This window comes from Streptomyces sp. NPDC049915 (assembly GCF_040656475.1).
Taxonomy (GTDB): domain Bacteria; phylum Actinomycetota; class Actinomycetes; order Streptomycetales; family Streptomycetaceae; genus Streptomyces.
This window is the reverse complement of the sequence record NZ_JBFAMH010000012.1, coordinates 170086-190580: the sequence shown is the minus strand read 5'-3', so window position 1 is coordinate 190580 and position 20495 is coordinate 170086. Positions and strand designations below refer to the sequence as shown.

18 protein-coding genes and 1 pseudogene are annotated in these 20495 nt (G+C 71.5%); 12 read left to right on the top strand and 7 right to left on the bottom strand.

Annotation, left to right across the window (positions count from 1 at the left end):
- Positions 1-41 precede the first annotated feature (41 nt).
- A pseudogene (locus AB0J12_RS22435) lies at positions 42-298 on the top strand (hypothetical protein); the annotation flags it as partial.
- A gap of 146 nt (positions 299-444) precedes the next feature.
- Here the strand turns inward: AB0J12_RS22435 and AB0J12_RS22430 are convergent.
- The 3 genes from AB0J12_RS22430 to AB0J12_RS22420 all read right to left on the bottom strand — a co-directional run bounded on the left by AB0J12_RS22430 (position 445) and on the right by AB0J12_RS22420 (position 2796).
- Positions 445-624 carry a hypothetical protein gene (locus tag AB0J12_RS22430; RefSeq protein ID WP_363266102.1) on the bottom strand — a complete coding sequence of 60 codons (180 nt, stop codon included), beginning with the start codon at positions 622-624 and terminating at the stop codon, positions 445-447.
- Positions 625-984: 360 nt separating this feature from the next.
- Positions 985-1368 (bottom strand): hypothetical protein, encoded by a 384-nt coding sequence (locus AB0J12_RS22425; protein WP_363266101.1) that lies wholly within the window; start codon positions 1366-1368, stop codon positions 985-987.
- A 462-nt stretch (positions 1369-1830) separates the two neighbouring features.
- Entirely contained in the window at positions 1831-2796 is a 966-nt protein-coding gene (locus AB0J12_RS22420) for a pirin family protein (protein WP_363266100.1), read from the bottom strand.
- A gap of 88 nt (positions 2797-2884) precedes the next feature.
- Between AB0J12_RS22420 and AB0J12_RS22415 the strand changes: the two genes are divergently transcribed.
- The 4 genes from AB0J12_RS22415 (at position 2885) to AB0J12_RS22400 (ending at position 4985) form a co-directional block, all read left to right on the top strand.
- Positions 2885-3379: a MarR family transcriptional regulator gene (locus AB0J12_RS22415; RefSeq protein WP_363266099.1), complete on the top strand. Its 495-nt coding sequence runs from the start codon at positions 2885-2887 to the stop codon at positions 3377-3379.
- Positions 3376-3828: a MarR family transcriptional regulator gene (locus AB0J12_RS22410; protein WP_363266098.1), complete on the top strand. Its 453-nt coding sequence runs from the start codon at positions 3376-3378 to the stop codon at positions 3826-3828. Before AB0J12_RS22415 ends, AB0J12_RS22410 begins: the two co-directional genes overlap by 4 nt.
- A gap of 68 nt (positions 3829-3896) precedes the next feature.
- The gene (locus AB0J12_RS22405; protein ID WP_363266154.1) at positions 3897-4277 is read left to right on the top strand and encodes a tetratricopeptide repeat protein; all 381 of its coding nucleotides are present in this window, start codon (positions 3897-3899) and stop codon (positions 4275-4277) included.
- A 60-nt stretch (positions 4278-4337) separates the two neighbouring features.
- Positions 4338-4985 carry a peptide deformylase gene (locus tag AB0J12_RS22400; RefSeq protein ID WP_363266097.1) on the top strand — a complete coding sequence of 216 codons (648 nt, stop codon included), beginning with the start codon at positions 4338-4340 and terminating at the stop codon, positions 4983-4985.
- A 53-nt stretch (positions 4986-5038) separates the two neighbouring features.
- On the opposite strand, the gene AB0J12_RS22395 is transcribed toward AB0J12_RS22400, so the two are convergent.
- Entirely contained in the window at positions 5039-6469 is a 1431-nt protein-coding gene (locus AB0J12_RS22395) for an NAD(P)/FAD-dependent oxidoreductase (RefSeq protein WP_363266096.1), read from the bottom strand.
- 182 nt (positions 6470-6651) lie between these two features.
- Between AB0J12_RS22395 and trxA the strand changes: the two genes are divergently transcribed.
- Positions 6652-7038, top strand: coding sequence for a thioredoxin (trxA, locus tag AB0J12_RS22390; protein WP_363266095.1), 387 nt, complete (start codon positions 6652-6654; stop codon positions 7036-7038).
- 105 nt (positions 7039-7143) lie between these two features.
- On the opposite strand, the gene AB0J12_RS22385 is transcribed toward trxA, so the two are convergent.
- The gene (locus AB0J12_RS22385) at positions 7144-8178 is read right to left on the bottom strand and encodes a LacI family DNA-binding transcriptional regulator (protein ID WP_363266094.1); all 1035 of its coding nucleotides are present in this window, start codon (positions 8176-8178) and stop codon (positions 7144-7146) included.
- 137 nt (positions 8179-8315) lie between these two features.
- Between AB0J12_RS22385 and AB0J12_RS22380 the strand changes: the two genes are divergently transcribed.
- Positions 8316-8999, top strand: coding sequence for a TetR/AcrR family transcriptional regulator (locus AB0J12_RS22380; protein ID WP_363266093.1), 684 nt, complete (start codon positions 8316-8318; stop codon positions 8997-8999).
- A 20-nt stretch (positions 9000-9019) separates the two neighbouring features.
- Positions 9020-10156 carry an NAD(P)/FAD-dependent oxidoreductase gene (locus AB0J12_RS22375; protein WP_363266092.1) on the top strand — a complete coding sequence of 379 codons (1137 nt, stop codon included), beginning with the start codon at positions 9020-9022 and terminating at the stop codon, positions 10154-10156.
- 228 nt (positions 10157-10384) lie between these two features.
- Here the strand turns inward: AB0J12_RS22375 and AB0J12_RS22370 are convergent, their stop codons facing one another.
- Positions 10385-11047 (bottom strand): helix-turn-helix domain-containing protein, encoded by a 663-nt coding sequence (locus AB0J12_RS22370; protein WP_363266091.1) that lies wholly within the window; start codon positions 11045-11047, stop codon positions 10385-10387.
- A gap of 117 nt (positions 11048-11164) precedes the next feature.
- On the opposite strand from AB0J12_RS22370, the gene AB0J12_RS22365 reads away from it, so the two are divergent.
- Positions 11165-11728 (top strand): NAD(P)H-dependent oxidoreductase, encoded by a 564-nt coding sequence (locus AB0J12_RS22365; protein WP_363266090.1) that lies wholly within the window; start codon positions 11165-11167, stop codon positions 11726-11728.
- Between the two features lie 170 nt (positions 11729-11898).
- On the opposite strand, the gene AB0J12_RS22360 is transcribed toward AB0J12_RS22365, so the two are convergent.
- On the bottom strand, positions 11899-12267 hold the full coding sequence (locus tag AB0J12_RS22360) for a hypothetical protein (RefSeq protein WP_363266089.1): 369 nt from the start codon (positions 12265-12267) through the stop codon (positions 11899-11901).
- A gap of 105 nt (positions 12268-12372) precedes the next feature.
- Between AB0J12_RS22360 and sigJ the strand changes: the two genes are divergently transcribed.
- From sigJ to AB0J12_RS22345, 3 genes are all read left to right on the top strand, one after another.
- A complete protein-coding gene (gene sigJ / locus AB0J12_RS22355; RefSeq protein WP_363266088.1) occupies positions 12373-13293 on the top strand; it encodes an RNA polymerase sigma factor SigJ in 921 nt (306 codons plus the stop codon).
- 427 nt (positions 13294-13720) lie between these two features.
- Entirely contained in the window at positions 13721-19894 is a 6174-nt protein-coding gene (locus AB0J12_RS22350) for a DNRLRE domain-containing protein (RefSeq protein ID WP_363266153.1), read from the top strand.
- Positions 19888-20385, top strand: a complete 498-nt coding sequence (locus AB0J12_RS22345) for a hypothetical protein (RefSeq protein ID WP_363266087.1) — start codon at positions 19888-19890, stop codon at positions 20383-20385. Before AB0J12_RS22350 ends, AB0J12_RS22345 begins: the two co-directional genes overlap by 7 nt.
- Positions 20386-20495: the final 110 nt, after the last annotated feature.

Here is a 20495-nt window from a genome sequence, read left to right as displayed (position 1 = left end):
CGCCAAGCCGGCAATCGTGAGGCCGCGACCGAGCCTGCAAAATCACGTACAGGCGCACTCGGCCCTACTGGCCGCAGAGCAACTGCGAGGATCTGGACGTGCTCTTCCGGTTGGGCAAGGTCTGACGCTTCAACCGCATCCTCCTGGAGGAGTGGGCCTACGCCCGTCCCTACCGCTGAGAAGCAGAGCACCGGGCAGCTTTCCCGCAGCGGCTGCACACCTACAAACACCACCGCAGACACATCGCACTGGAAGGGCAACCACCCGCCAGCCGCGTCCCAACCTCACGGGTCAGTACGCGTACTCGATCACGGCCGCTACTACTGCGCCACGGCTGTCACAGCCAGACGAGACAGCCCAACATCGAACACTCCACAGTCGGCCGTCACTGCATGCGCCCGCGCGACTCCCTGTGCCCTGAGCCGACGACGCCTGCCCCTAGGGTCAGTGCCGCCCCAGCGCCCTACGAATGAGCAAATACGCCCCTGCTGCGATCAAGGCCATCCCCATGAGGATCAAGAGCATCCCGGCAGCAATCAAAAAAGCTCCGAGAGCGATCAAAATCGTCCCGAGGATAAGCAAGATCGTCCCGAGGACGAGAAGAAGGGTAGCGAGGACGATCACGGCGTTCTCCTGTCTCCACTCCCGACTGTGGACCCTCCTCATAGTCAGTGCAAACACTCGGCGAGACGGCCTCTCGGCACCTTGACACCGTCGCGTCCTGACCGCCACATGGGATGGGGAGGCCATGGGAGAACCACACAAACGTCTACCCACGCGGAGCGCCGCGCCGGTTGCAGATGTGCAGGTCGGGGGCGTTGTTTCGAGCTCTGCATCACGTTCAAACGCCGTGACAGGGAGCCGCCACCATCAGGACGCCTGCCGCCGCCCTGCACTGACAGCCGGCAGACCAGCACCGCCTATCGCCTGGCTCTCCCGGCTGGACACCCAGACCTTCGGCCGCTTGATCCGCAATCAGCGAGGTCACGTGAGATCACGGCTTTGGGCCCTGCCGGCCACAGAGACCTGGTCATCACCACACACCCAAGCAAGAGCCGTGCGAACCCCGCGCACGAAGTCAAGGCTGCCGGGCTGATCATCAGGGATTTCGAGCAGGACAGCAGCCGCGTCCAACTCAGACATCAGCCGAGGCAGATCAAGGGCCCCACGACCGCCTCGGCCGGTCACCGGGGGATTCTCGATACGCCCGAGCGCCCACTCGTACGCCGCAGTCGCCCCGATGAAGAACTGCGACGAGCGCTCCGCGCCGTTGACCACCAGTTCGTCAAGTGCACGTTCAACCTCGACGAACGGCCGCGCGCCCACCCTCGTGACACCGCTTCCGTTCATGTCCTCAGGCAAAGTCATGCCCTCGGCATTCCCCCTTCTCCGGTCTCTGGGCTCCGCCCTTCGGGTGGGCTCCTCAGGGATGCGGCGACGCGCAGGGCTCACCCCGGCCGATCTGAGCGGCTCACCAGGTCGCAGTCCGTGAAGACCGCGCCGCAACGGCGCCGCCCACTGAACCCCTCGGAGAGGAGAGGGTGGCCTGCCGACTCGAGCGGGGTTTTCCGGAAGGCACCGAGCAGGGCGACTCTGCCTCCTGACGCGGGGAGAGGCGGACGTGACCCGTCTGCTGGCGATCTGAGCGGGCACATGGCGGTGAACCGGAGAGGACGATCTCCGGCCAGACATCACCGCAAGACGTCCCAGCACCCGCCTGACCAACCGAAGCCGCGCAACCGCGGACAGGAAGCGGAAGGCCGCCGCGTGGTGCACGAGCCCGTACTGGCCACCGCTCAGCGCCCATCGATAATGACGCGTTCTCGCAGGTCAACGCATCCTTCCCCGCGGTTTCAACGGCACGGGCGGCAGCTCCGGAGCGGGCAGCGGAGCACCGTCGTACCCCTTCACCTCCCCGAACCGTGACCCTTCCGTCCAGTCCCGGCGCGCCTGCTCGATCTCCTCCTGGGAGCGCCCGATCCAGTTCCAGAACATGATCAGTTCCTCCTCGAACGGCTCGCCGCCCAGGAGCATCAGGCCCGCGTCCGACTCGGCCCGCAGGGGGAGTTCCGTGCGGCCGCAGCCCAGGTAGAGCATCGAGCCGGGGAGGAGCGGTACGCCGTCCACATGGGCCTCGCCCGACATGGACAGCACCGCGTACTCGAAGTCCGCTTCCAGAGGCAGGCGGACGTCCGCGCCACGGGTGAGGGCGAGGTCGGCGCCGACGAGGGGTGTGTACGTCGTTCCGGGGGACGTCGCACCGTCCAGGTCGCCGAGGATCAGGGTCGCCGTGAGGCCCGGTGCCGTGACCGTCGGCAGGTCGGCGTGGTACTCGAAGCGCGGGTCGGTGTGCCGGTGGTGGCCGGGGAGGGCCACCCACAGTTGCGCGCCGTGCAGGAAACGGGCGTGCGAGCGCGGGCTCTCCTCCGAGTGGCTGATCGCCCGGCCGGAGGTCATCAGTCCCAGTTGCCTGGGGCGGATCAACTGGAGGCTGCCCGTGGAGTCGCGGTGCAGCACCTCCCCCTCATGCAGCCAGCTCACCGTCTGCAGGCCCATGTGCGGGTGTGGAGGCACCTGCATGCCGGGGTCGTCGGCGATGTCGTCGGGGCCGTAGTGGTCGACGAAGCACCAGGCGCCGACCATGCGGCGACCGAGATTGGGCAGCAGCCGGCGGACCTCGGTGGACTCGCCGAGCGGGACACGGCGCGGGCTGAGGAGTTCGCGGACCGGCTCGGCCACGACGAATCCACGCCCACCGCACACGGCGGGCACCGCACGGCGATCGAGATTGCTCATACGGAACAACGTAGTCCTGCCGGACTTGTCCCGTCAGTCGGCCGGATATAGTAGCCATGGACATAGTCGCCATGTACTGTATTCGCCCATGAGCAGCAACGCGGCCGGCGGCCCGACCCCCGGTTATCTGGTGTGGCGTCTGTCGACCAAGTGGCGGGTCGCCGTCGATCGCGCCGTCGCCCCGCTGGAGCTGACCCACGCGCAGTACTCGCTCGTGGCCTCCTTGCACGGCATGCAGCGCACGGGTGAGCGCCCCAGCCAGCGGCGACTCGCCGACCACACGGGGCTGGAACCGCTGTACGTGTCGAAGCTGGCCCGCTCCCTCGAAGCCGCCGGGCTGCTGGAGCGCGCCCGCGACCCACGCGACCCGCGTGCGGTGCAACTCACGCTGACCGAGCAGGGGCGGGCGACCACGGAGCGGGCGATCGAGGTCGTCCAGCGCCTGCTCGACCAGTTGCTGCAGCCGCTCGACGGCCTCGGCAGTCCCCGCACCCAGCAGTTCACGAGCGAGCTGACAGCCCTGCTCGACACACCGCTCGACCCGTCGAACGTCCACGGCGACAGCGACAAGGAGCAGTCATGACCACCACCGCACCGCTCGCCGACAGCCGCGCCATCGGGCTGGCCCACTACGCCGCACGCGCGGTCCTGGAGCAGGTGATGGGCCGGCACGGCCTGAGCTTCCTGCAGACCACCGTGTTGCGGCCGGTCGCCGCGGCCGAGGAGCCGCTCTCGCGGGGACGGCTCGTCCAGAGCGTCGTCGACGCCGTCAAGATCACTGCCGTAGAGGCGGACCGGGCCATCGACGAGCTGATCGGGCGGGGGCTCCTCACCATCGACGAGAGCGACACCGTCCGGATGACGGAGGACGGGCGGGAGCTGTACGACGCCGGGGCCGCCGAGACCGCGCAGGCCTCGGCGCGCGTCTGGGCGGGCATCCCCGAGGCGGACCTGGTCGCGGCCGGCCGGGTGCTGGCCCTGGTGACCGAGCGGGCGAACGCCGAGCTGCACGCCATCGGACGCAACCAGTGACATAACTAGTGGAATATTGAACCAACCCCGTCGGTTGTCGGCCCCGAAGGAGGTCGGCCGTGCAGAAGATGTTCAACGAGGCGCAGCAGCCGCAGCAGCCGCAGGAGTCCGCGTACTACACCCACGGAACGCCCGCGGAGCGCTGGGAGCGTGCCCGGATGTTCTTCGACGCCAAGGACTACGCCGCCGCGGCGCGGGTGCTGGGTCCGCTGGTCGAGGAGGTACCGGAGCAGACCGGTCCGCGTCTGCTGCTGGCCCGCGCCTACTACCACTCCGCTCAACTGCGGCGCGCCGAAAGCGAGTTGCGGCTCATCGTGGAGCGCGACCCGGTGGAGCGCTACGCCCGGCTGATGCTGGGCCGCACCCTCGAACGCCAAGGCCGTGGCGAGGAGGCCGACACCCATCTGCGGATCGCCTCCGCCCTCGCCGGAACCTTCGAGGAGGAGTGAGTCCGTCGCCATGGCCCGGAGGGCGCCCGTCGCCTCTCCGGGCCATGGCATGCTGGCGCGATGGCCCCGCCCCGTGATCACGCACCCCTGGCCGAGCGGATCGAGGAACTGCTCGCCCCCGGCGGCCCGTTGACCATCGTCGCGGCGGGCGATCCCGTGCTGCGCCGCGGCACCGAGCGGTACGACGGACAGCTCGCCCCCGCGCTGCTCGCCCGCTTCGTCGAGGCGCTGCGCGTCACCATGCGCGCGGCGCCCGGGGTCGGGCTGGCCGCGCCGCAGGTGGGGGTGGAGTTGCGGATCGCGGTGATCGAGGACCCGGCGCCGGTGACGGAGGAGGTACGGGTGGCGCGAGGGCGCGTGCCGCAGCCGTTCCGGGTGCTGGTGAACCCCTCGTACGAGCCCGTCGGACCCGAACGCGCCGCCTTCTTCGAGGGCTGTCTCAGCGTGCCCGGCTGGCAGGCGGTCGTGGCGCGGCACGCGCGCGTGCGGCTGACCGGTGAGGACGAGCACGGCCGGGCCCTGGACGAGGTGTTCACGGGCTGGCCGGCGCGGATCGTACAGCACGAGACGGATCATCTCGACGGCACGCTGTACCTGGACCGGGCCGAGCCGCGGTCGCTGTCGTCGAACGAGGCGATGGCCGGACGGTGGAACCAGCCGACACCGGACACCGCTGCCCGGGAGCTCGGTTTCCGGCTGCCCCACTGAGTGCTGTCCCCGGACGCCGGCCTTCCCCGAAGTGACCGGCGTCCGCGGTGTGTTCAGCCCCGGTAGGCCTCCAGCAGCCGCAGCCACACCTCGCTGATGGTCGGGTAGGACGGCACCGCGTGCCACAGCCGGCCGATGGGGACCTGACCGGCGACGGCGACGGTCGCCGAGTGGATCAGCTCGCCGACGCCGGGGCCGACGAAGGTCACCCCGCGCAGGATCTCGTCCTCGAGGTCGACGACCATGCGGGCACGGCCCTTGTAGCCGTCGCGGTACAGGCCGGCCCCGGCGACCGACGCCATCTCGACGTCGACGGCCCGCACCCGGTACCCGGCCTGTTCCGCCTCGGCGAGGGACAGGCCGACGGCGGCGGCCTCCGGCTCGGTGAAGACGACCTGCGGTACGGCGTGGTGATCGGCGGTGGCGGCGTGCGCGCCCCAGGGCTCGTCCTCGGGAAGTTCGTCACCGGCGGCGCGGGCGGCGATCGCGGCGCCGGCGATCCGGGCCTGGTACTTGCCCTGGTGGGTGAGGAGGGCACGGTGGTTGACGTCGCCGACCGCGTACAGCCAGTCGGTGCCGGGGACCCGCAGGCTGTCGTCGGTCTCCAGCCAGGTGCCGGGCTTCAGGCCGACGGTGTCCAGGCCGATGTCGTCCGTGCGGGGGGCGCGGCCGGTGGCGAAGAGGATCTCGTCGGCCTCGATGCGGTCGCTGGAGCCGGTGACGGCCACGACGGTGCCGTTCTGCCTGCTGACGGACTCCACGGAGGTGCCGGTGCGCACGTCGGCGCCGGCCTCGGTGAGGGCCTCGGCGACAAGTTCGCCGGCGAACGGCTCCATCCGGTTGAGCAGACCCTTGCCGCGCACCAGGAGCGTGACCTGGGTGCCGAGTCCCTGCCACGCGGTGGCCATCTCGGCGGCGACCACTCCCCCGCCGACCACGATCAGCCGGCCCGGCACCGCCTTGGCACTGGTGGCCTCCCGGCTGGTCCACGGCTTGACGTCGGCGAGGCCGGGCAGGTCGGGCAGTTGGGCGCTGCTGCCGGTGCACACGGCGACCGCGTGGCGGGCGGTCAGGGTGCGGCGCGTGCCGTCGGGCGCGGTCACCTCGACGGTGCGGGGGCCGGCGAGGCGGCCGTGTCCGCGGTACAGGGCGGCGCCGATGCCCTCAAGCCAGCTGACCTGGCCCTCGTCGTTCCAGTCGGAGGTCTCGTAGGTGCGGTGGGCGAGCACCTCCGCCGCGTCCAGCGGGCCCTGCACGGCGCGGCGCAGGCCCGGGGTGCGGCGGGCGTCGGCGTGGGCGATGACCGGGCGCAGCAGGGCTTTGCTGGGCATGCACGCCCAGTAGGAGCACTCGCCGCCGACGAGTTCGCTCTCCACGACCGCGGTGGTGAGGCCGGCCGCGCGGGTGCGGTCCGCGACGTTCTCCCCCACGGGTCCGGCACCGAGCACCACGACGTCGTACGCGATCGTTTCCGTTTCCGTCATGGGGTCAGTCTGGTGGGTGGCGGGCGTGCGGGCCACAGAACCGCTCGATCGGGGCGCGGGTGTGCGCCGTCGGGACACAGGTGTGCGCCCTGGCCACATGGGTACGTGCGCGGAATACGCACGTCGTCGGCTGTGTTGTGCCGATGCTCGCCCCCCGACACCAGGAATGAGGGATGCAGGCCATGAGCAGCACCGTGGAGCTCACCAAGGAGAACTTCGACCAGATGGTCACGGACAACGATTTCGTCCTGATCGACTTCTGGGCGTCCTGGTGCGGCCCGTGCCGTCAGTTCGCGCCGGTGTACGAGAAGGCCGCGGAGGAGAACCCGGACCTGGTGTTCGGCAAGGTGGACACGGAGGCGCAGCCCGAGCTGGCGGCGGCCTTCCAGATCCAGTCGATTCCGACGCTGATGATCGTGCGCGACCAGGTCGCGATCTTCGCCCAGCCGGGTGCCCTGCCGGAGGCCGCGCTCACGGACGTCATCGGTCAGGCCCGCAAGCTCGACATGGACGAGGTGCGCAAGTCGATCGCGGCGCAGGAGGGCCAGGGCCAGGCGGAGCAGCAGTAGGGCTTCGGGGCTCGTCCACAACGTGGGAGGAGCCTTCGGCCGGGACGGGGGCGCCCGGGCCGAAGGCTCCTTTTTCCGTGCCTCGCTTCCCCGCCCGTGCACCCCTCAGCTGGAGTCGCGGTGCACCACCGTGGCTCCGACCACGTTGTGGATGCCGGGTGCGGCGCCCGGCTCGCGGACCGCGCGGTCGACCAGTTCGGCGAGGTCGCGGCCGGACGGCAGTTCGATATGGACGGTGCTCAGCCGCGGCCGCAGCAGCCGGCCGAGCATCAGGTCGTCGGCGCCGACGAGCGCCGTCTCCTCGGGCACGCGCACGCCCTCGTCCTGCAGGGCGCACATCAGCAGCATCGCGTACTCGTCGTTGTAGGCGAACACGGAGTCCAGGCCGAGCCCGCGCCAGCGTGCCGCGAGCCGCGCGGCGGGTTCCTCCTCGTAGGCGAGGGGCAGTGCGGTGACCGTGGCGTCGGTGCCCCGCAGAGCGCGGCGGGCGCCTTCCAGGCGGGGGCGTGAGAAGGATTCCAGCCCCGCTTCCTCGGGGACGACGACGCCGATCCGGCGCCGTCCGCGGGCGTACAGATGGGTGGCCGCGGCATGGCCGACGCCCTCTTGGTCGAGCAGCAGGGCGTGGGCGCCCTCGACCGCCTCGGAACCGAGCGTGAGCACCGCGCGTGCGCCGGCCCGCTTGAGGACGGCGACGCCCTCGGGGCCGAGGCCGGTGCCGGGGACGAGGACGGCGACGGGGCGCAGTTCGGCCCAGGCGCGGGCGGCGTCGTCGCCCTGCGCGCCGACCGTGCCGTACTGCACGACCGTGTAGTCGAGGCTGCCGAGCGCCCACTGGAGTTCGTTGAGGAAGCGGCTGTAGAGGGGGCCGGCCGGGATGGCCGGGGCGGGCATCAGGACGATGCGGCTGTGGCCGGCGCGCAGGCTGCGGGCGGCCGCGTGCGGGACGTAGCCGAGTTCCTTTGCGGCCTCGTGCACCCGGCGGCGGGTGGCGTCGCTGATCCGTACGGAGCTGGTGTTGTTCAGCACGTAGGAGACGGTCGCGCGTGAGACGCCGGCCAGCCGTGCGACATCGGCGCTCGTGGGGGCGGAGCGGGGTGCGGGCGACGCGGGCGGGGGCGTGTTCGGTATCTGCACCATGACGGTACGCATCTTGGCAGAAGCGGACGGGGCCCTCCTGGGCGGGGCAGCGCGCCACACGGCTTCACGAACGCGTTCGTGACGAACTTGTTCGCAACGAACTTGTTCGCAACGAACATGTTCGTTAGGGTGGAGTCATGACCGACCGTCCCGACACCTCCCGGAGCCGCCGCGAGCGCCCGGCCAAGCCCGCCCTCACCCGCGAGGGCATCGTGGCCGCGGCGGTGGCGATCCTGCGCGCCGGGGGCCTGCAGAAGGTCACCATGCGGCGGCTCGCCCAGGAACTCGACACCGGCCCGGCCTCGCTGTACGTCTACGTGCGCAACACCGCGGAACTGCACGCGGCCGTCCTCGACGAACTCCTCGGCACCATCGGCCCGGCGCCCTCGCAGGGCTCGTGGCGGGAGCGGCTGGAGGGGGTGCTGACCGCGTACACCGCGATGCTGTTCGAGCACCCGAGCCTGGCCCGCAGCGCGCTCACCGCCCGGCCGAGCGGCCCGCACTACCTGAACCTGATCGAGACCCTGCTGACGCTGCTCGACGAGGGCGGTGTCCCGCCCGGGCGAGCCGCCTGGGGCGTGGACCTGCTGCTCCAGCACGCCACCGCGACGGCCGCCGAGCACGCGGGGGACGACGGCTCCGCCACCGCGTGGGCCGCCCTCACCCAGGCCCTGCGCGGCGCCTCCCCGCAGACGCACCCGCACCTCGCCGCCCTCGCCGGGCCCCTGCTGTCGGGAGCGCCCGAGGCCCGCCTGTCATGGGGGTTCCAGGCGCTGATCAGCGGCATCGCGCAGACCGCCGTACCGGACGAGACCGGCTGAACCAGCAGAGGAGACCGAAGATGCCCCTCCCCCACCACCCCATAGCCGTCGTCGGCGCGGGGCTCGGCGGGCTCGCGCTCGCCCGCGTCCTGCACGTGCACGGCATCGAGGCCGCCCTGTTCGACCTGGACGACTCCCCCGCCGCGCGCACGCAAGGCGGCATGCTCGACATCCACGAGGAGTCCGGACAGCTCGCTCTGCGCGCCGCGGGGCTGCACGAGGAGTTCTCCGCTCTCGTCCACCCCGGTGGGCAGGCCCTGCGGATCCTGGACAAGGACGCCGTGGTCCACCGGGAGGAGTCGGACGACGGCACCGGCGGGCGGCCCGAGATCGACCGCGGCGAGCTGCGCGACCTGCTGCTGCGCTCCCTTCCCGGGGGCACGGTGCGCTGGGGCGCCAAGGTCACCGGTGCGCGGGCCCTGGGCGGTGGGCGGCACGAGGTGACGCTCACCGACGGCACGGCGTTCACCACCGACCTCCTGGTGGGCGCCGACGGGGCCTGGTCGCGGATACGGTCGCTCCTGTCCGACGCCCGGCCCGCCTACACCGGAGTGTCCTTCGTGGAGGTCGACCTGCCGGAGGCGGACGTACGGCATCCGGCGAGCGCCAAGGTCGTCGGCGACGGCATGCTGTTCGCGCTCGGCGCCGGGCGCGGCTTCCTCGCCCACCGCGAGAGCGACGGCAGCCTGCACATGTACGTCGCCGTCGAGGCCGGCGAGGAGTGGCCGGCCGGGGTGGACTTCACCGACGCCGCGGCGGCCAAGGCGTACGTCATGGCGGAGTTCGCCGACTGGGATCCCTCGCTGCGCGCGCTGATCGCCGACGCGGAGGGACCGCTGGTGCCGCGCCGGATCCACGCACTGCCGGTCGGCCACCGCTGGCCGCGGGTGGCGGGGGTGACGCTGCTCGGCGACGCGGCGCATCTGATGTCGCCGTTCGCGGGCGAGGGCGCCAACCTGGCCCTGCTCGACGGCGCGGAACTCGGCCTGGCGCTCGCCGCACACCCCGGGGACGTCGAGGCAGCGCTCGCGGCGTACGAGGAGCGGCTGTTCCCGCGCAGCGAGGCCGCGGCGGCCGACTCCGCGCGCAGCGGCCGGCTGCTCTTCCGGCCGGACGCGCCGCGCGGGCTGGTGGAGATGTTCGCGGCACACGACTGAGCCGGAGGCTCGGCACCGAACGAAGGAGCCGGGGGCTCGGCCCCGCACGGGGAGCCGGGACCCAGGCGGCGCGGTATGCGAGGAGCCAGGACCACCCCTGCAGCGCGGCACGCGAAGCGCCGGGGCTCCGGCAGCAGGGCACGCGAGGCGCCCGGACCCCGGCGGCACGGCACGCGAGACGCCGAATCCGGACCCCCGATCAGCGCCCGGCGTCCGGCCGAACCCGGCTCAGCCGCGCGGCTCGGTGCGGGTGACGCGGTCGACGAGGTCCACCCAGCTCGCCTCCAGCCGTTCGACGGGCATCCGGCACTGGCGGGTCAGGTGGTGGACCAGGGACGGGCTGAGCTGGCCCATCAGCGCGTGCGCCAGCAGCTCGGTGTCGGCGTCCGGGGCCGCCTGGCGCAGCAGCAGGGCGACGTGGCTGTGCAGCACCCGGCGCGGCGGCACGACATAGCGGCGGTCCGGGCTCGGCTCGGCGGCCAGCTCCAGTTCCAGCTCGGCGACGGTCCTGCGCAGCAGCGCGCATCCGAAGGCGCGCAGCCGCTCCACCGGCGGGGCGCCGGGACCGAGCGGCGGAGGGCCACTGAGGAACGCGGCCTGGAACTTGCGCTCGGAGTGGTCCAGGAGCGCGGTCAGCAGTCCGGTGCGGTCGCCGAAGCGCCGGAAGACGGTGCCCTTGCCGACGTTGGCCGCCGCGGCCACGGCCTCCATCGTGACCCCGGCCACGCCGTGCTCGGCGATCAGCCGGGCGGCGGCGTCGAGGAGCTTGGCTCGGTTGCGGGCGGCGTCGGCGCGCAGGCACGGCTCGTCGTCGGCGGCACCGAGAGTGAGCAGTTCGGGCGCACCGTCGGTCTCCTGCGGGTGCGGAACGGGTGGCAGGGGCACGGACATGAACTCAGCGTAAAGCATGGGAATGAAACTGGACCCCGGTCCGGTTAGGGTGATAAAACTAAACGGACCCCGGTCCGTATTCTTCACAGCAGTGTTTCAGCAGCCCTTGGAGTTCTCATGTCCGTTCGTATCCTCGCTCTCGTCGGCAGCCTGCGCGCCGGTTCGCACAACCGTCAGCTCGCCGAGGCCGCCGTCAAGCTCGCCCCCGAGGGCGCCGAGGTCGTGGTGTTCGAGGGCCTGGCCGAGATCCCGTTCTACAACGAGGACATCGACGTCGAGGGCAACGTCCCCGCCCCCGCTGCCGAGCTGCGCGCGGCCGCCCAGGCCGCCGACGCCTTCCTGCTGTTCTCGCCGGAGTACAACGGCACCATCCCGGCCGTCCTGAAGAACGCCATCGACTGGCTGTCGCGTCCGTACGGCGCCGGTGCCTTCGGCGGCAAGCCGGTGGCCGTCATCGGCACCGCCTTCGGCCAGTACGGCGGCGTGTGGGCGCAGGACGACACCCGTAAGGCCGTCGGCATCGCGGGCGGCAAGGTGATCGAGGACATCAAGCTGTCCATCCCCGGCTCGGTGACCCGCTTCGCCGAGACCCACCCGGTGGACGACGCCGAGGTCGCCGCGCAGCTGACCGAGGTCGTCGCCCGTCTGCACGGCCACGCGGGCGAGGCCGTCGCCGCCTGACACCGGGGCGCTTCGCACCCTCGCACCTCCCGGTCCTCACGGTGGAGGGGCGGCAGCTCACGGGCTGCCGCCCCTTCGTCGTTTCCCCGCAACTCCCCCAGCCGGCGGTGGTCGGGAGTGCCCGCACCTCGTGCATCGCGTTCACACCCCGGGCCGCCTCGATGATCCGGTCAGCGGCGGGAGAGCGCCAGCACGCTCAGGCCGAACATCAGCACGCCCAGCGGAAGGTGGACCGAGGGCACGTGCGCGATGCCGAGCACGACCTGGACGGAGGCCAGCACGAGGAACCCCGACGCGTGCCAGATGGGCCGGGGCGAGTTGCCGCCCGGCTTCCACGCCAGCACCGCGGCGAGCACGTACAGCATCGACGCCGCGTACATCACCCGGGCTCCGACACTGTGCAGCGTCTCTCCGTAGGAGGCGGTCAGCAGCAGTCCGGCGGAGACGGCCTGAAGGAAGATCGTCAGGGTCTGCACGGCGATCGCGGCCCTCAGGAACGAGGAGGTGCGTCGGGCGTTCGCCGTCACCTCGGTGGCCATGGCGGGGTCCCCCTTCTTCTCCGCCCTCGGGCGGTGGATCGATAAGGTCTCATCAGCCCGACGACGCGGGCCTGCGGAAGGTAAGGCGAGGGGGCGGCCGCACGTATGGGGACTGTCGGGACCGGCACCGAGGAGACAGCCGGCGAGCGAGGGCAACTGATCAACGTCGCCTACCGGTTGCTCGGTTCACTGGCCGAGGCCGAGGACGCCGTACAGGAGGCCTACGCACGCTGGTACGGGCTGCCGCGCAGCCGGCGGGAGGAGATCGTGTCCCCCGGCGCCTGGCTGACGACGGTGACCGGCCGCGTCTGCCTGGACGTACTCGGCTCGGCGCGGGCCCGCCGGGAACGCTATGTCGGCGCATGGCTGCCCGAGCCGCTGCCCGACCGCGCCGAGCGGGACCGCCCGGCAGGCGGCACCGGCACCGCCGGGCCCGCGGACCCCGCCGACCAGATCGTCCTGGACGAGTCGGTGACCATGGCCTTCCTCGTCGTCCTGGAGTCGATGACGCCCGCCGAGCGGGTGGCGTTCGTCCTGCACGACGTCTTCCGCTACCCGTTCGCCGAGATCGCCGGCGTCCTCGACCGGAGCCCGGCGGCCTGCAAGCAGCTGGCCTCGTCCGCCCGGCGGCGGGTGAGCACGGCGCGCGCTCCCGTGACGGCGACCACCGGTCGGGCCGACGTGGTGCGGCACGTCAAAGAGGCATGGCAGAGCAAGGACATCGCGGCCCTGGTCGGTCTCCTCGACCCGGGCGCCGTGATGACCGCCGACGGCGGCGGCATGGTCGGTACCGTTCTGCGCCCGATCGAGGGCGGCGCGCGCATCGCCCAGTACATGGCCGCCATCGCCGACAGGGCTCCGGATCTGGAACTCCTGGAGCGGTCGGTCAACGGCATGCCGGGACTGGTGGCCCGACGCGCGGGCGTCGTCGCGACCGTGGCCGCCTTCGACGTCGCCGACGGACGCGTCACCCAGATCTGGGTGGTCCGCAATCCGGAGAAACTGCGCCGGTGGGTTGAGATCTGACGGTGTGTCCGGCCGGCGCCGGGGCCTTCGTGCGGCCGTCCACGCGATCTCTCCCCTTGGTCCGGTTGTTCCGTCATTTCTTGGGAAAGTCTTGGCGCTCCGCAGGGAACCCGCACACCGTGCCATGGCCTCGCGCACGCCAGACGCAAGGGTGCAATGCGCGCAAGAGGACCGTGTGCAGGAGCCGGACGGGGCCGGGACTTTCCGCTCCCTTGAACCTTTGTTGGGTGTTCCTGGAATGTTCATGATCACCGGCCCGCCGACGCGGTGATCACCCTGTGAGAATCAGCCCGTTTCTGTTGGCTCCGTCACAAACGGAGTGTCAGAGAGGAAGCTGATGAAGCGTCACAGATCCAGGGGCTACGGCAGACCTGGAGGAAACAGACTCCGGACGTCTCAGCTGCGCCGGACAGCGATCAGCGTGGTCATGCTGCTCGCCGCGGAGACGGCCCTGCTGTCGCAGAACACGGGACTCGCCTTCGGCCGGGACACGGCCACCGCGGTGGCCACCAGTGAACAGCAGCCGCACACCGCGGCGTTCGGTCCCGCCGAGGCGCAGGACGAGGCGTCGGCGATGCTGATGGCGCGCCTGCAACACCGGAAGATCGAGGTGCTGTCGGCGCGCACGGCGGATTCGTCGACGTACGCCCTGCCCGACGGGCACGTGCGGAGCGAGATATACGCCGGTCCGGTGCGGGTGAAGCAGGGTGCGGTGTGGAAGACCATCGACACCGCCCTCGCCGACACCGGGGCCGATCTGACGCCGAGGGCCGCCGCGGCGGATGTCGCGGTCTCCGACGGCGGGGATCAGCGGCTGGCGTCGGTGCGGCGGGGCAAGGCGTCCTTCGGACTCGGCTGGCAGAGCAGCCTGCCCGCGCCGGTGGTGAAGGGCAACACGGCCGCCTACCGGCTCGGCGGCGGGCAGACCCTGTCCGTCACCGCGCTCGCGCAGGGCTTCTCGGAGGACATCCAGCTCACCCAGCGGCCGAGCGGTGACACCGTCTCCTACCGGATTCCGCTGGATCTGGCCGGGCTGAAGCTGTCCCAGGCCGCTTCCGGGCACCTGCTGCTGAAGGACGGCTCGGGCAAGCTGGTCGCCGAGGCGCCGGCGCCCATGATGTGGGACGCGTCCAAGGACCCGGCCTCGGGTGAGTCCGCGCACCGGCAGCAGGTGACGACGCGGATCGAGACCGGCGCCGACGGCAGGCAGACCCTCGTCCTCACCCCGGACAAGGGCTTCCTCGCCAAGGCCACCTACCCAGTGACGGTCGACCCGACCACGACGCTCGCGGTCACGACCGACACCTGGGTGCAGAACCCGGACTACCCGGACTCACAGGTCTCCTCCGAGGAGCTGAAGTCCGGTACGTACGACGGCGGCACCGACACCGCCCGCTCGTATCTGAAGTTCGATGTGTCGAAGCTGGCGGGCAAACAGGTCACGGCGGCAACGATGTCGCTGTACAACTACTACTCGGCGACCTGTTCCACCTCCGGCGCCGCCACCCAGGCCAGACGGATCACCTCCACCTGGTCCTCGTCGTCGGTCACCTGGGGCGCGCAGCCGCCGACCACCACGACGGACATGGCGACCAACACCGGGCACTGGGGCTATTCGTCGTCCTGCCCGGCGGCGTGGTCGAACTGGAACCTCCAGGCGATGGTGCAGTCGTGGGCCAACGGCACCACGAACTACGGCATCCAGCTGCGCAGCGCCGACGAGGCGGACTCCACCACCTGGCGCCGCTTCCGCTCGGCGAACTACTCCACCGCCGGGTACGCGCCGAAGCTGTCGGTGACCTACAACTCCTACGCCACCGCCACCTCGGCGGCGATCTCGCCGAACTTCCCCAACCCCTACAACGGCAAGACATACGTGACCTCGCTGACGCCGACGCTGGCGGCGAAGGTCACCGACCCCGACGGTTCCACGGCCTCGGCGCAGTTCGAGATCACCGCGGACCCGGCGTACGCGGACACCACCTACACCTACACGGGCACCTCGCCCGCGGTGGCCTCGGGGGCGACTGCGAAGCTGACGATCCCGTCGGCGAACGCGTTCCCCGCGGGCAAGCACCTGCGCTTCCGTGTCCGGGCGTACGACGGGACCGACTTCGGATCCTGGTCGGGCTACAGCACGTTCGTGCTGAACACGGCCCTGCCGGCCGCACCGACCCTCTCCTGCACGCCGTACAGCGAGAACACGTGGACGGCGACCAGTGACAGCGGGGCGACCTGCACCCTGGACACCTCGGCCACGGACGGCATGGGTTACTACTGGGGCCTGGACGACTCCTCGGTGCCCAACCGGGTGTACGACACCACCGACGGCACCGGCGGCGACCCGCTGACGATCACGATCAAGCCGGGCGAGGACTGGCACAAGCTCTACGCCAAGACCGTCGACTCCGGCGGCAACCTCTCCACCTCCGCCACCGCCTACGCCTTCGGCGTCGGGGACGGGGCCGGGCTGCTCACCCCGGGCGACGGCGACAGCGCGGCCCGCCGCGTCAGCCTGACCGCCACCGGCAAGCCCACCTACACCGGCGTCACCTACCAGTACCGGCGCGGCGAGACCGACACCTGGCACGACGTACCGGTCGCCCATGTCACCAGGTCCGCCGACGGCTCCGCCGTCTCCGCGTGGCCGCTCGCCGTGACCAACGGCTCCCCCGCCGCGCTGACCTGGGACGTCACCACGTCCCTCGCGGAGGACGGCCCGGTCGACATCCGGGCGGCGTTCACCGACGGTGCCACCACCGCCTACGCGCAGCCGCACACCATCACCGTCGACCGCAACGCCGGCACCGCACCCAGCGAGGAGGTCGGTCCCGGGTCGGTCAACAGCCTCACGGGCGACTACACGCTGTCGGCCACGGACGCCTCCGGCTTCGACCTGTCCGTGACCCGCACGGCCTCCTCACGCCGCCCCACCGCCGGTGCGGACGCGGAGGGCCAGGCCGCGATCTTCGGTCCGCAGTGGACCTCCGGCACCACCGCCGAGATCACCGACTCCGACTGGGCCTACGTCCGCAAGACCTCGGCCACCTCGGTGGCGCTGGTCGACGTCGACGGCGACGGAACCGGGTTCACCGCGACCTCGTCCGGCGGCTGGAAGCCCGAGCCGGGCTCGGAGGACCTGACCCTGACCGGGTCGCTGACCGGCAGCTTCACCCTGAAGGACGACGAGGGCACCACGACCACCTTCGCCAAGGTGGACCCGGCCGCCACGACCTGGCAGGTCTCCAGCACCTACCTGCCCACCGACAACTCCACCACCAAGGTGGTCTCGGAGAAGGTCACCGTCGGCACGAACACCCTGGCCCGGCCCAAGTACGTCATCGCGCCCACCACGGCCGTGACCGCGGCCGGCTGCCAGACCACACCGGCGACCAAGGGCTGCCGGATGCTGGAGTTCGTCTACGCGGCCTCCACCACCGCCACGTCCACCGCGCTCGGCGACTACACCGGCCAGGTCAAGCAGATCAAGCAGTGGGCGACCGACCCCGGCGCCGCGGCCGCGACGGCCACCGTGGTGGCGCAGTACGCCTACGACTCCTCCGGGCGTCTGCGCGAGGAGTGGGACCCTCGGATCAGCCCCGCGCTGAAGACCGCCTACACCTACGACTCCGCCGGCCGTGTCGCCACCCTGACCCCGCCGGGCGAGCTGGCCTGGACGTTCACCTACGGCAAGGCCGGCAACGCCGCCACCGCCGGTGACGGCATGCTGCTCAAGGCATCCCGCCCGAACCTGACGCAGGGCACCAAGAACACCACGGACGGCACCAACGCCGTCACCAGCGTCGTCTACGACGTCCCGCTGACCGGCACCAGGGCGCCGTATGCGATGGGTACGTCGGACGTCGCCGCCTGGGGTCAGAGCGATGTCCCCTCGGACGCCACCGCGGTGTTCCCGGCCGACTCCGTCCCGCTGTCCAACACCGGCTCCAACCTGGCAGCGACCGACTACAGGCGGGCCACGGTCACCTACACCGACGCCTCCGGCCGTGAGGTCGACTCCGCCGAGCCGGGCGGTCACCTCACCACCACCGAATACGACCGCTTCGGCAACACGATCCGTGAACTGACCGCCGCCAACCGGGAGCTGGCCCTGGCCACCAGCGGCGCCGGCCAGGCCGAGCAGGTGGCGCTGAGCATCGACCAGCTCACCCCTGCCGACCGCGCCGAGCTCCTCTCCACCCGCTCGGTGTACTCCGCCGACGGCCTGCGCCAGACGGAGGAGTTCGCGCCGCTGCATCTGGTGACCCTCGCCGGCACGCTCAAGGCCCCCACCGGGGGCACCGACCTGCCCGCCGGCACCCAGGTCGCCGCGCGCCAGCACACGGTGAGCGCCTACGACGAGGGCCGTCCCACCGACGGCACGGCCACCATCGCCAACCAGGCCACCACCACCAGTGTGGGCGCCCATGTCGACGGCTACGCCTCGGACGCGGACGTGCGCACGACCAAGAACGAGTACGACTGGGTGAAGGGCCTGCAGACGGCCACCGTCACGGATCCGTCGGGTCTGGCGCTGAGGACGACGACGTCGTACGACTCCCAGGGCCGGGTCATCAAGACGACCCTGCCGAAGTCGTCCGGCACGGACGCGGGCGCCACCGTCACCACCTACTGGTCGGCCACCGGCTCCGGCGCCTGCAACGGCCGCCCCGAATGGGCCGACCTGGTGTGCTCCACCGGCCCCGCCGGCACCATCGCCAATGGCGGATCCAACCCCGCCCAGCTGCCCACGAGGACCGTCGAGTACGACCGCTGGGGCAACACCGCCAAGATCACCGAGACGGCGAACTCCGTCACCCGGACGTCGAGCAACACCTACGACGCGGCCGGCCGTCTCACCACCACGTCCGTGACCGGCGGCGTGGGCACGGCGGTGCCGGACTCCACCACCACCTACGACCCCGCCAGCGGTGACGTCGCCACGGTCACCTCGAACGGCCAGACCATCACCCACACCCACGACGCCCTCGGCCGGGAAATCTCCTACGCCGACGGCTCCGGCAACACCGCCACCACCGGCTACGACGCCCTCGGGCGACCGGTGAAGACCACCGACTCCGCCCCGTCCACCACCACCTACACCTACGACACCGCCAAGGACCCGCGTGGCCTGGAGACCTCCCGCACCGACTCGGTCGCCGGCACCTTCGCCGCGGCCTACGACGCTGACGGCGACCTGGCCACCCAGTCCCTGCCCGGCGGATACACCCTGACCATCGGCCAGGACGAGACCGGCGCGACCACCTCGCGCACCTACACCAAGGACAGCGACGGCACCACCGTCGCCTCCGACACCGTCGACGAGACGATCCACGGCCAGGTCGTGGCCGACGCGAACACCGCGGGCCGCAGCCGCAGCCGCGGCTACGTCTACGACGCGACCGGACGCCTCACCCGCGCCGACGACACCGACCCGGACGGAGCCTGCACCCGCCGCGACTACACCTTCGACGACAACACCAACCGCACCGCACTCGCCGTCGCCCGCGCCGACGTCGGCGCGGCCTGCACCTCCACCGGCGCGGCCACGACGTCGTACGCCTACGACAGCGCGGACCGACTGGTGACCGCCGGCACGGTCTACGACGCCTTCGGTCGCACCACCACCCAGGCCACCGGCGCAGTGATCGACTACTACGCCGACGACCTCGTCCGGCGGCAGACCTCCGGCACCAGCCGGCAGACCTGGAACCTGGACGCGGCCGGCCGCCTCGCCACCTGGACCACCGAGACCCAGGGCACCGACGGCACATGGACCCAGACCGGGGCCAAGACCGACCACTACGGCGCCGACGGCGACAGCCCCGACTGGATCCAGGAGAGCGCCGGAGCCGTCTCGCGCAACGTCCAGGGCATCGGCGGCGACCTCGGTGCCGTCACCAGCGCCACCGGTGACACGGTGCTGGAACTGACCGACATCCACGGCGATGTGACGGTCCAGCTTCCGCTGGACACCATCCAGGCGCCCACGGCGTTCGCCTACGACGAGTACGGCAACCCCGAGGGCGACGCCACCGCGGCCCGCTACGGCTGGCTCGGCGGCAAGCAGCGCTCCAGCGAGACGGTCACCGGCGCCACCCTCATGGGAGTGCGCCTCTACGACCCGACCACCGGACGCTTCCTCAGCGTGGACCCGGAGCAGGGCGGCAACGCCAACGCGTACGAGTACTGCAACGGCGACCCGCTCAACCGCTACGACCTCGACGGCAGGTGGGGCTGGTTCAAGAAGCTGAAGCGCAAGTTCAACCGCTGGTCCGCCAACGCGCTGGGCTGGGGCCTGTCCAAGGTCGGCAGCCACTACCTCGGCTACCGCTGCTCCTACCGGTACGGCCTGCGGGTGTGCCGGGGCGGTTACCTGCTGCACGCGCGCGGCGGAACGACCCTCGGCAACACGTACTTCACCTCGAACAACCGGAAGTACATCACGCGCAACCGGATCCGCCACGAGAAGCGGCACGTCCGGCAGTGGCGGCGCTACGGGCTCGGGTTCATGTTCCGGTACATGCGCGCGGGGCGGAACCCCTGCCACAACCGGTACGAGCGCCAGGCCAACCTGAGGTGGGGTGGATACAAGTGCTGATCCGCCGGGCAGCCTCCCGCGCGGCCCTGACCGGGGCGCTCGCCCTGCTCGGGTCCGCGTGCGGGCTCTTCCCGTCGGACCCGAACCCACCCGTGTTCGGTGCCCGGCCCGAAGGGGAGACGATCGTCGTCAGGATCCCCCTCTGTGCCACGGACACCGTGCGGCGGATCGATGTCTTCGACTTCGACGACAAGCGCGAGACGCCGCGGACGGTGTGGTGGGCCTCCGATCCGGTGACGCCCTCGGCGAAGTGGGGAGTCGTCACGCTGTGGTCGGGAGAGGGGTTCGCGCATCACGCCGGCACGCCGGCCGCGATCCCCGAGCACCTGGATCTCGGCTACACGGATCCCTCGGGTGACGGCCGCGGCGATTACCTCGACCTGCCCGCGATCAGGAAGGCCACGCTGAGAACCGGCGAGTACTGGACCAGCGACGGCACCCGGACCGCCGAGCAGATCGACGCGCAACTCGGCTGCCACGGCGGTAAGTGAACCCAGCAGCGACGGCCCCCTCGGAGAGTCTCCGAGGGGGCCGTCCCTTTGCCGTGCCGCCCCCAACGTGATCAACGGGCGTCCCCACGTGCGCCCCGCGACGCGGGAGA

Coding starts and splice junctions, on each gene's coding strand:
- AB0J12_RS22425 (WP_363266101.1), bottom strand. CDS start 1,368: ATGACTTTGCCTGAGGACATGAACGGAAGCGGTGTCACGAGGGTGGGC.
- AB0J12_RS22420 (WP_363266100.1), bottom strand. CDS start 2,796: ATGAGCAATCTCGATCGCCGTGCGGTGCCCGCCGTGTGCGGTGGGCGT.
- AB0J12_RS22415 (WP_363266099.1), top strand. CDS start 2,885: ATGAGCAGCAACGCGGCCGGCGGCCCGACCCCCGGTTATCTGGTGTGG.
- AB0J12_RS22410 (WP_363266098.1), top strand. CDS start 3,376: ATGACCACCACCGCACCGCTCGCCGACAGCCGCGCCATCGGGCTGGCC.
- AB0J12_RS22405 (WP_363266154.1), top strand. CDS start 3,897: ATGTTCAACGAGGCGCAGCAGCCGCAGCAGCCGCAGGAGTCCGCGTAC.
- AB0J12_RS22400 (WP_363266097.1), top strand. CDS start 4,338: ATGGCCCCGCCCCGTGATCACGCACCCCTGGCCGAGCGGATCGAGGAA.
- AB0J12_RS22395 (WP_363266096.1), bottom strand. CDS start 6,469: ATGACGGAAACGGAAACGATCGCGTACGACGTCGTGGTGCTCGGTGCC.
- trxA (WP_363266095.1), top strand. CDS start 6,652: ATGAGCAGCACCGTGGAGCTCACCAAGGAGAACTTCGACCAGATGGTC.
- AB0J12_RS22385 (WP_363266094.1), bottom strand. CDS start 8,178: ATGGTGCAGATACCGAACACGCCCCCGCCCGCGTCGCCCGCACCCCGC.
- AB0J12_RS22380 (WP_363266093.1), top strand. CDS start 8,316: ATGACCGACCGTCCCGACACCTCCCGGAGCCGCCGCGAGCGCCCGGCC.
- AB0J12_RS22375 (WP_363266092.1), top strand. CDS start 9,020: ATGCCCCTCCCCCACCACCCCATAGCCGTCGTCGGCGCGGGGCTCGGC.
- AB0J12_RS22370 (WP_363266091.1), bottom strand. CDS start 11,047: ATGTCCGTGCCCCTGCCACCCGTTCCGCACCCGCAGGAGACCGACGGT.
- AB0J12_RS22365 (WP_363266090.1), top strand. CDS start 11,165: ATGTCCGTTCGTATCCTCGCTCTCGTCGGCAGCCTGCGCGCCGGTTCG.
- AB0J12_RS22360 (WP_363266089.1), bottom strand. CDS start 12,267: ATGGCCACCGAGGTGACGGCGAACGCCCGACGCACCTCCTCGTTCCTG.
- sigJ (WP_363266088.1), top strand. CDS start 12,373: ATGGGGACTGTCGGGACCGGCACCGAGGAGACAGCCGGCGAGCGAGGG.
- AB0J12_RS22350 (WP_363266153.1), top strand. CDS start 13,721: ATGCTGCTCGCCGCGGAGACGGCCCTGCTGTCGCAGAACACGGGACTC.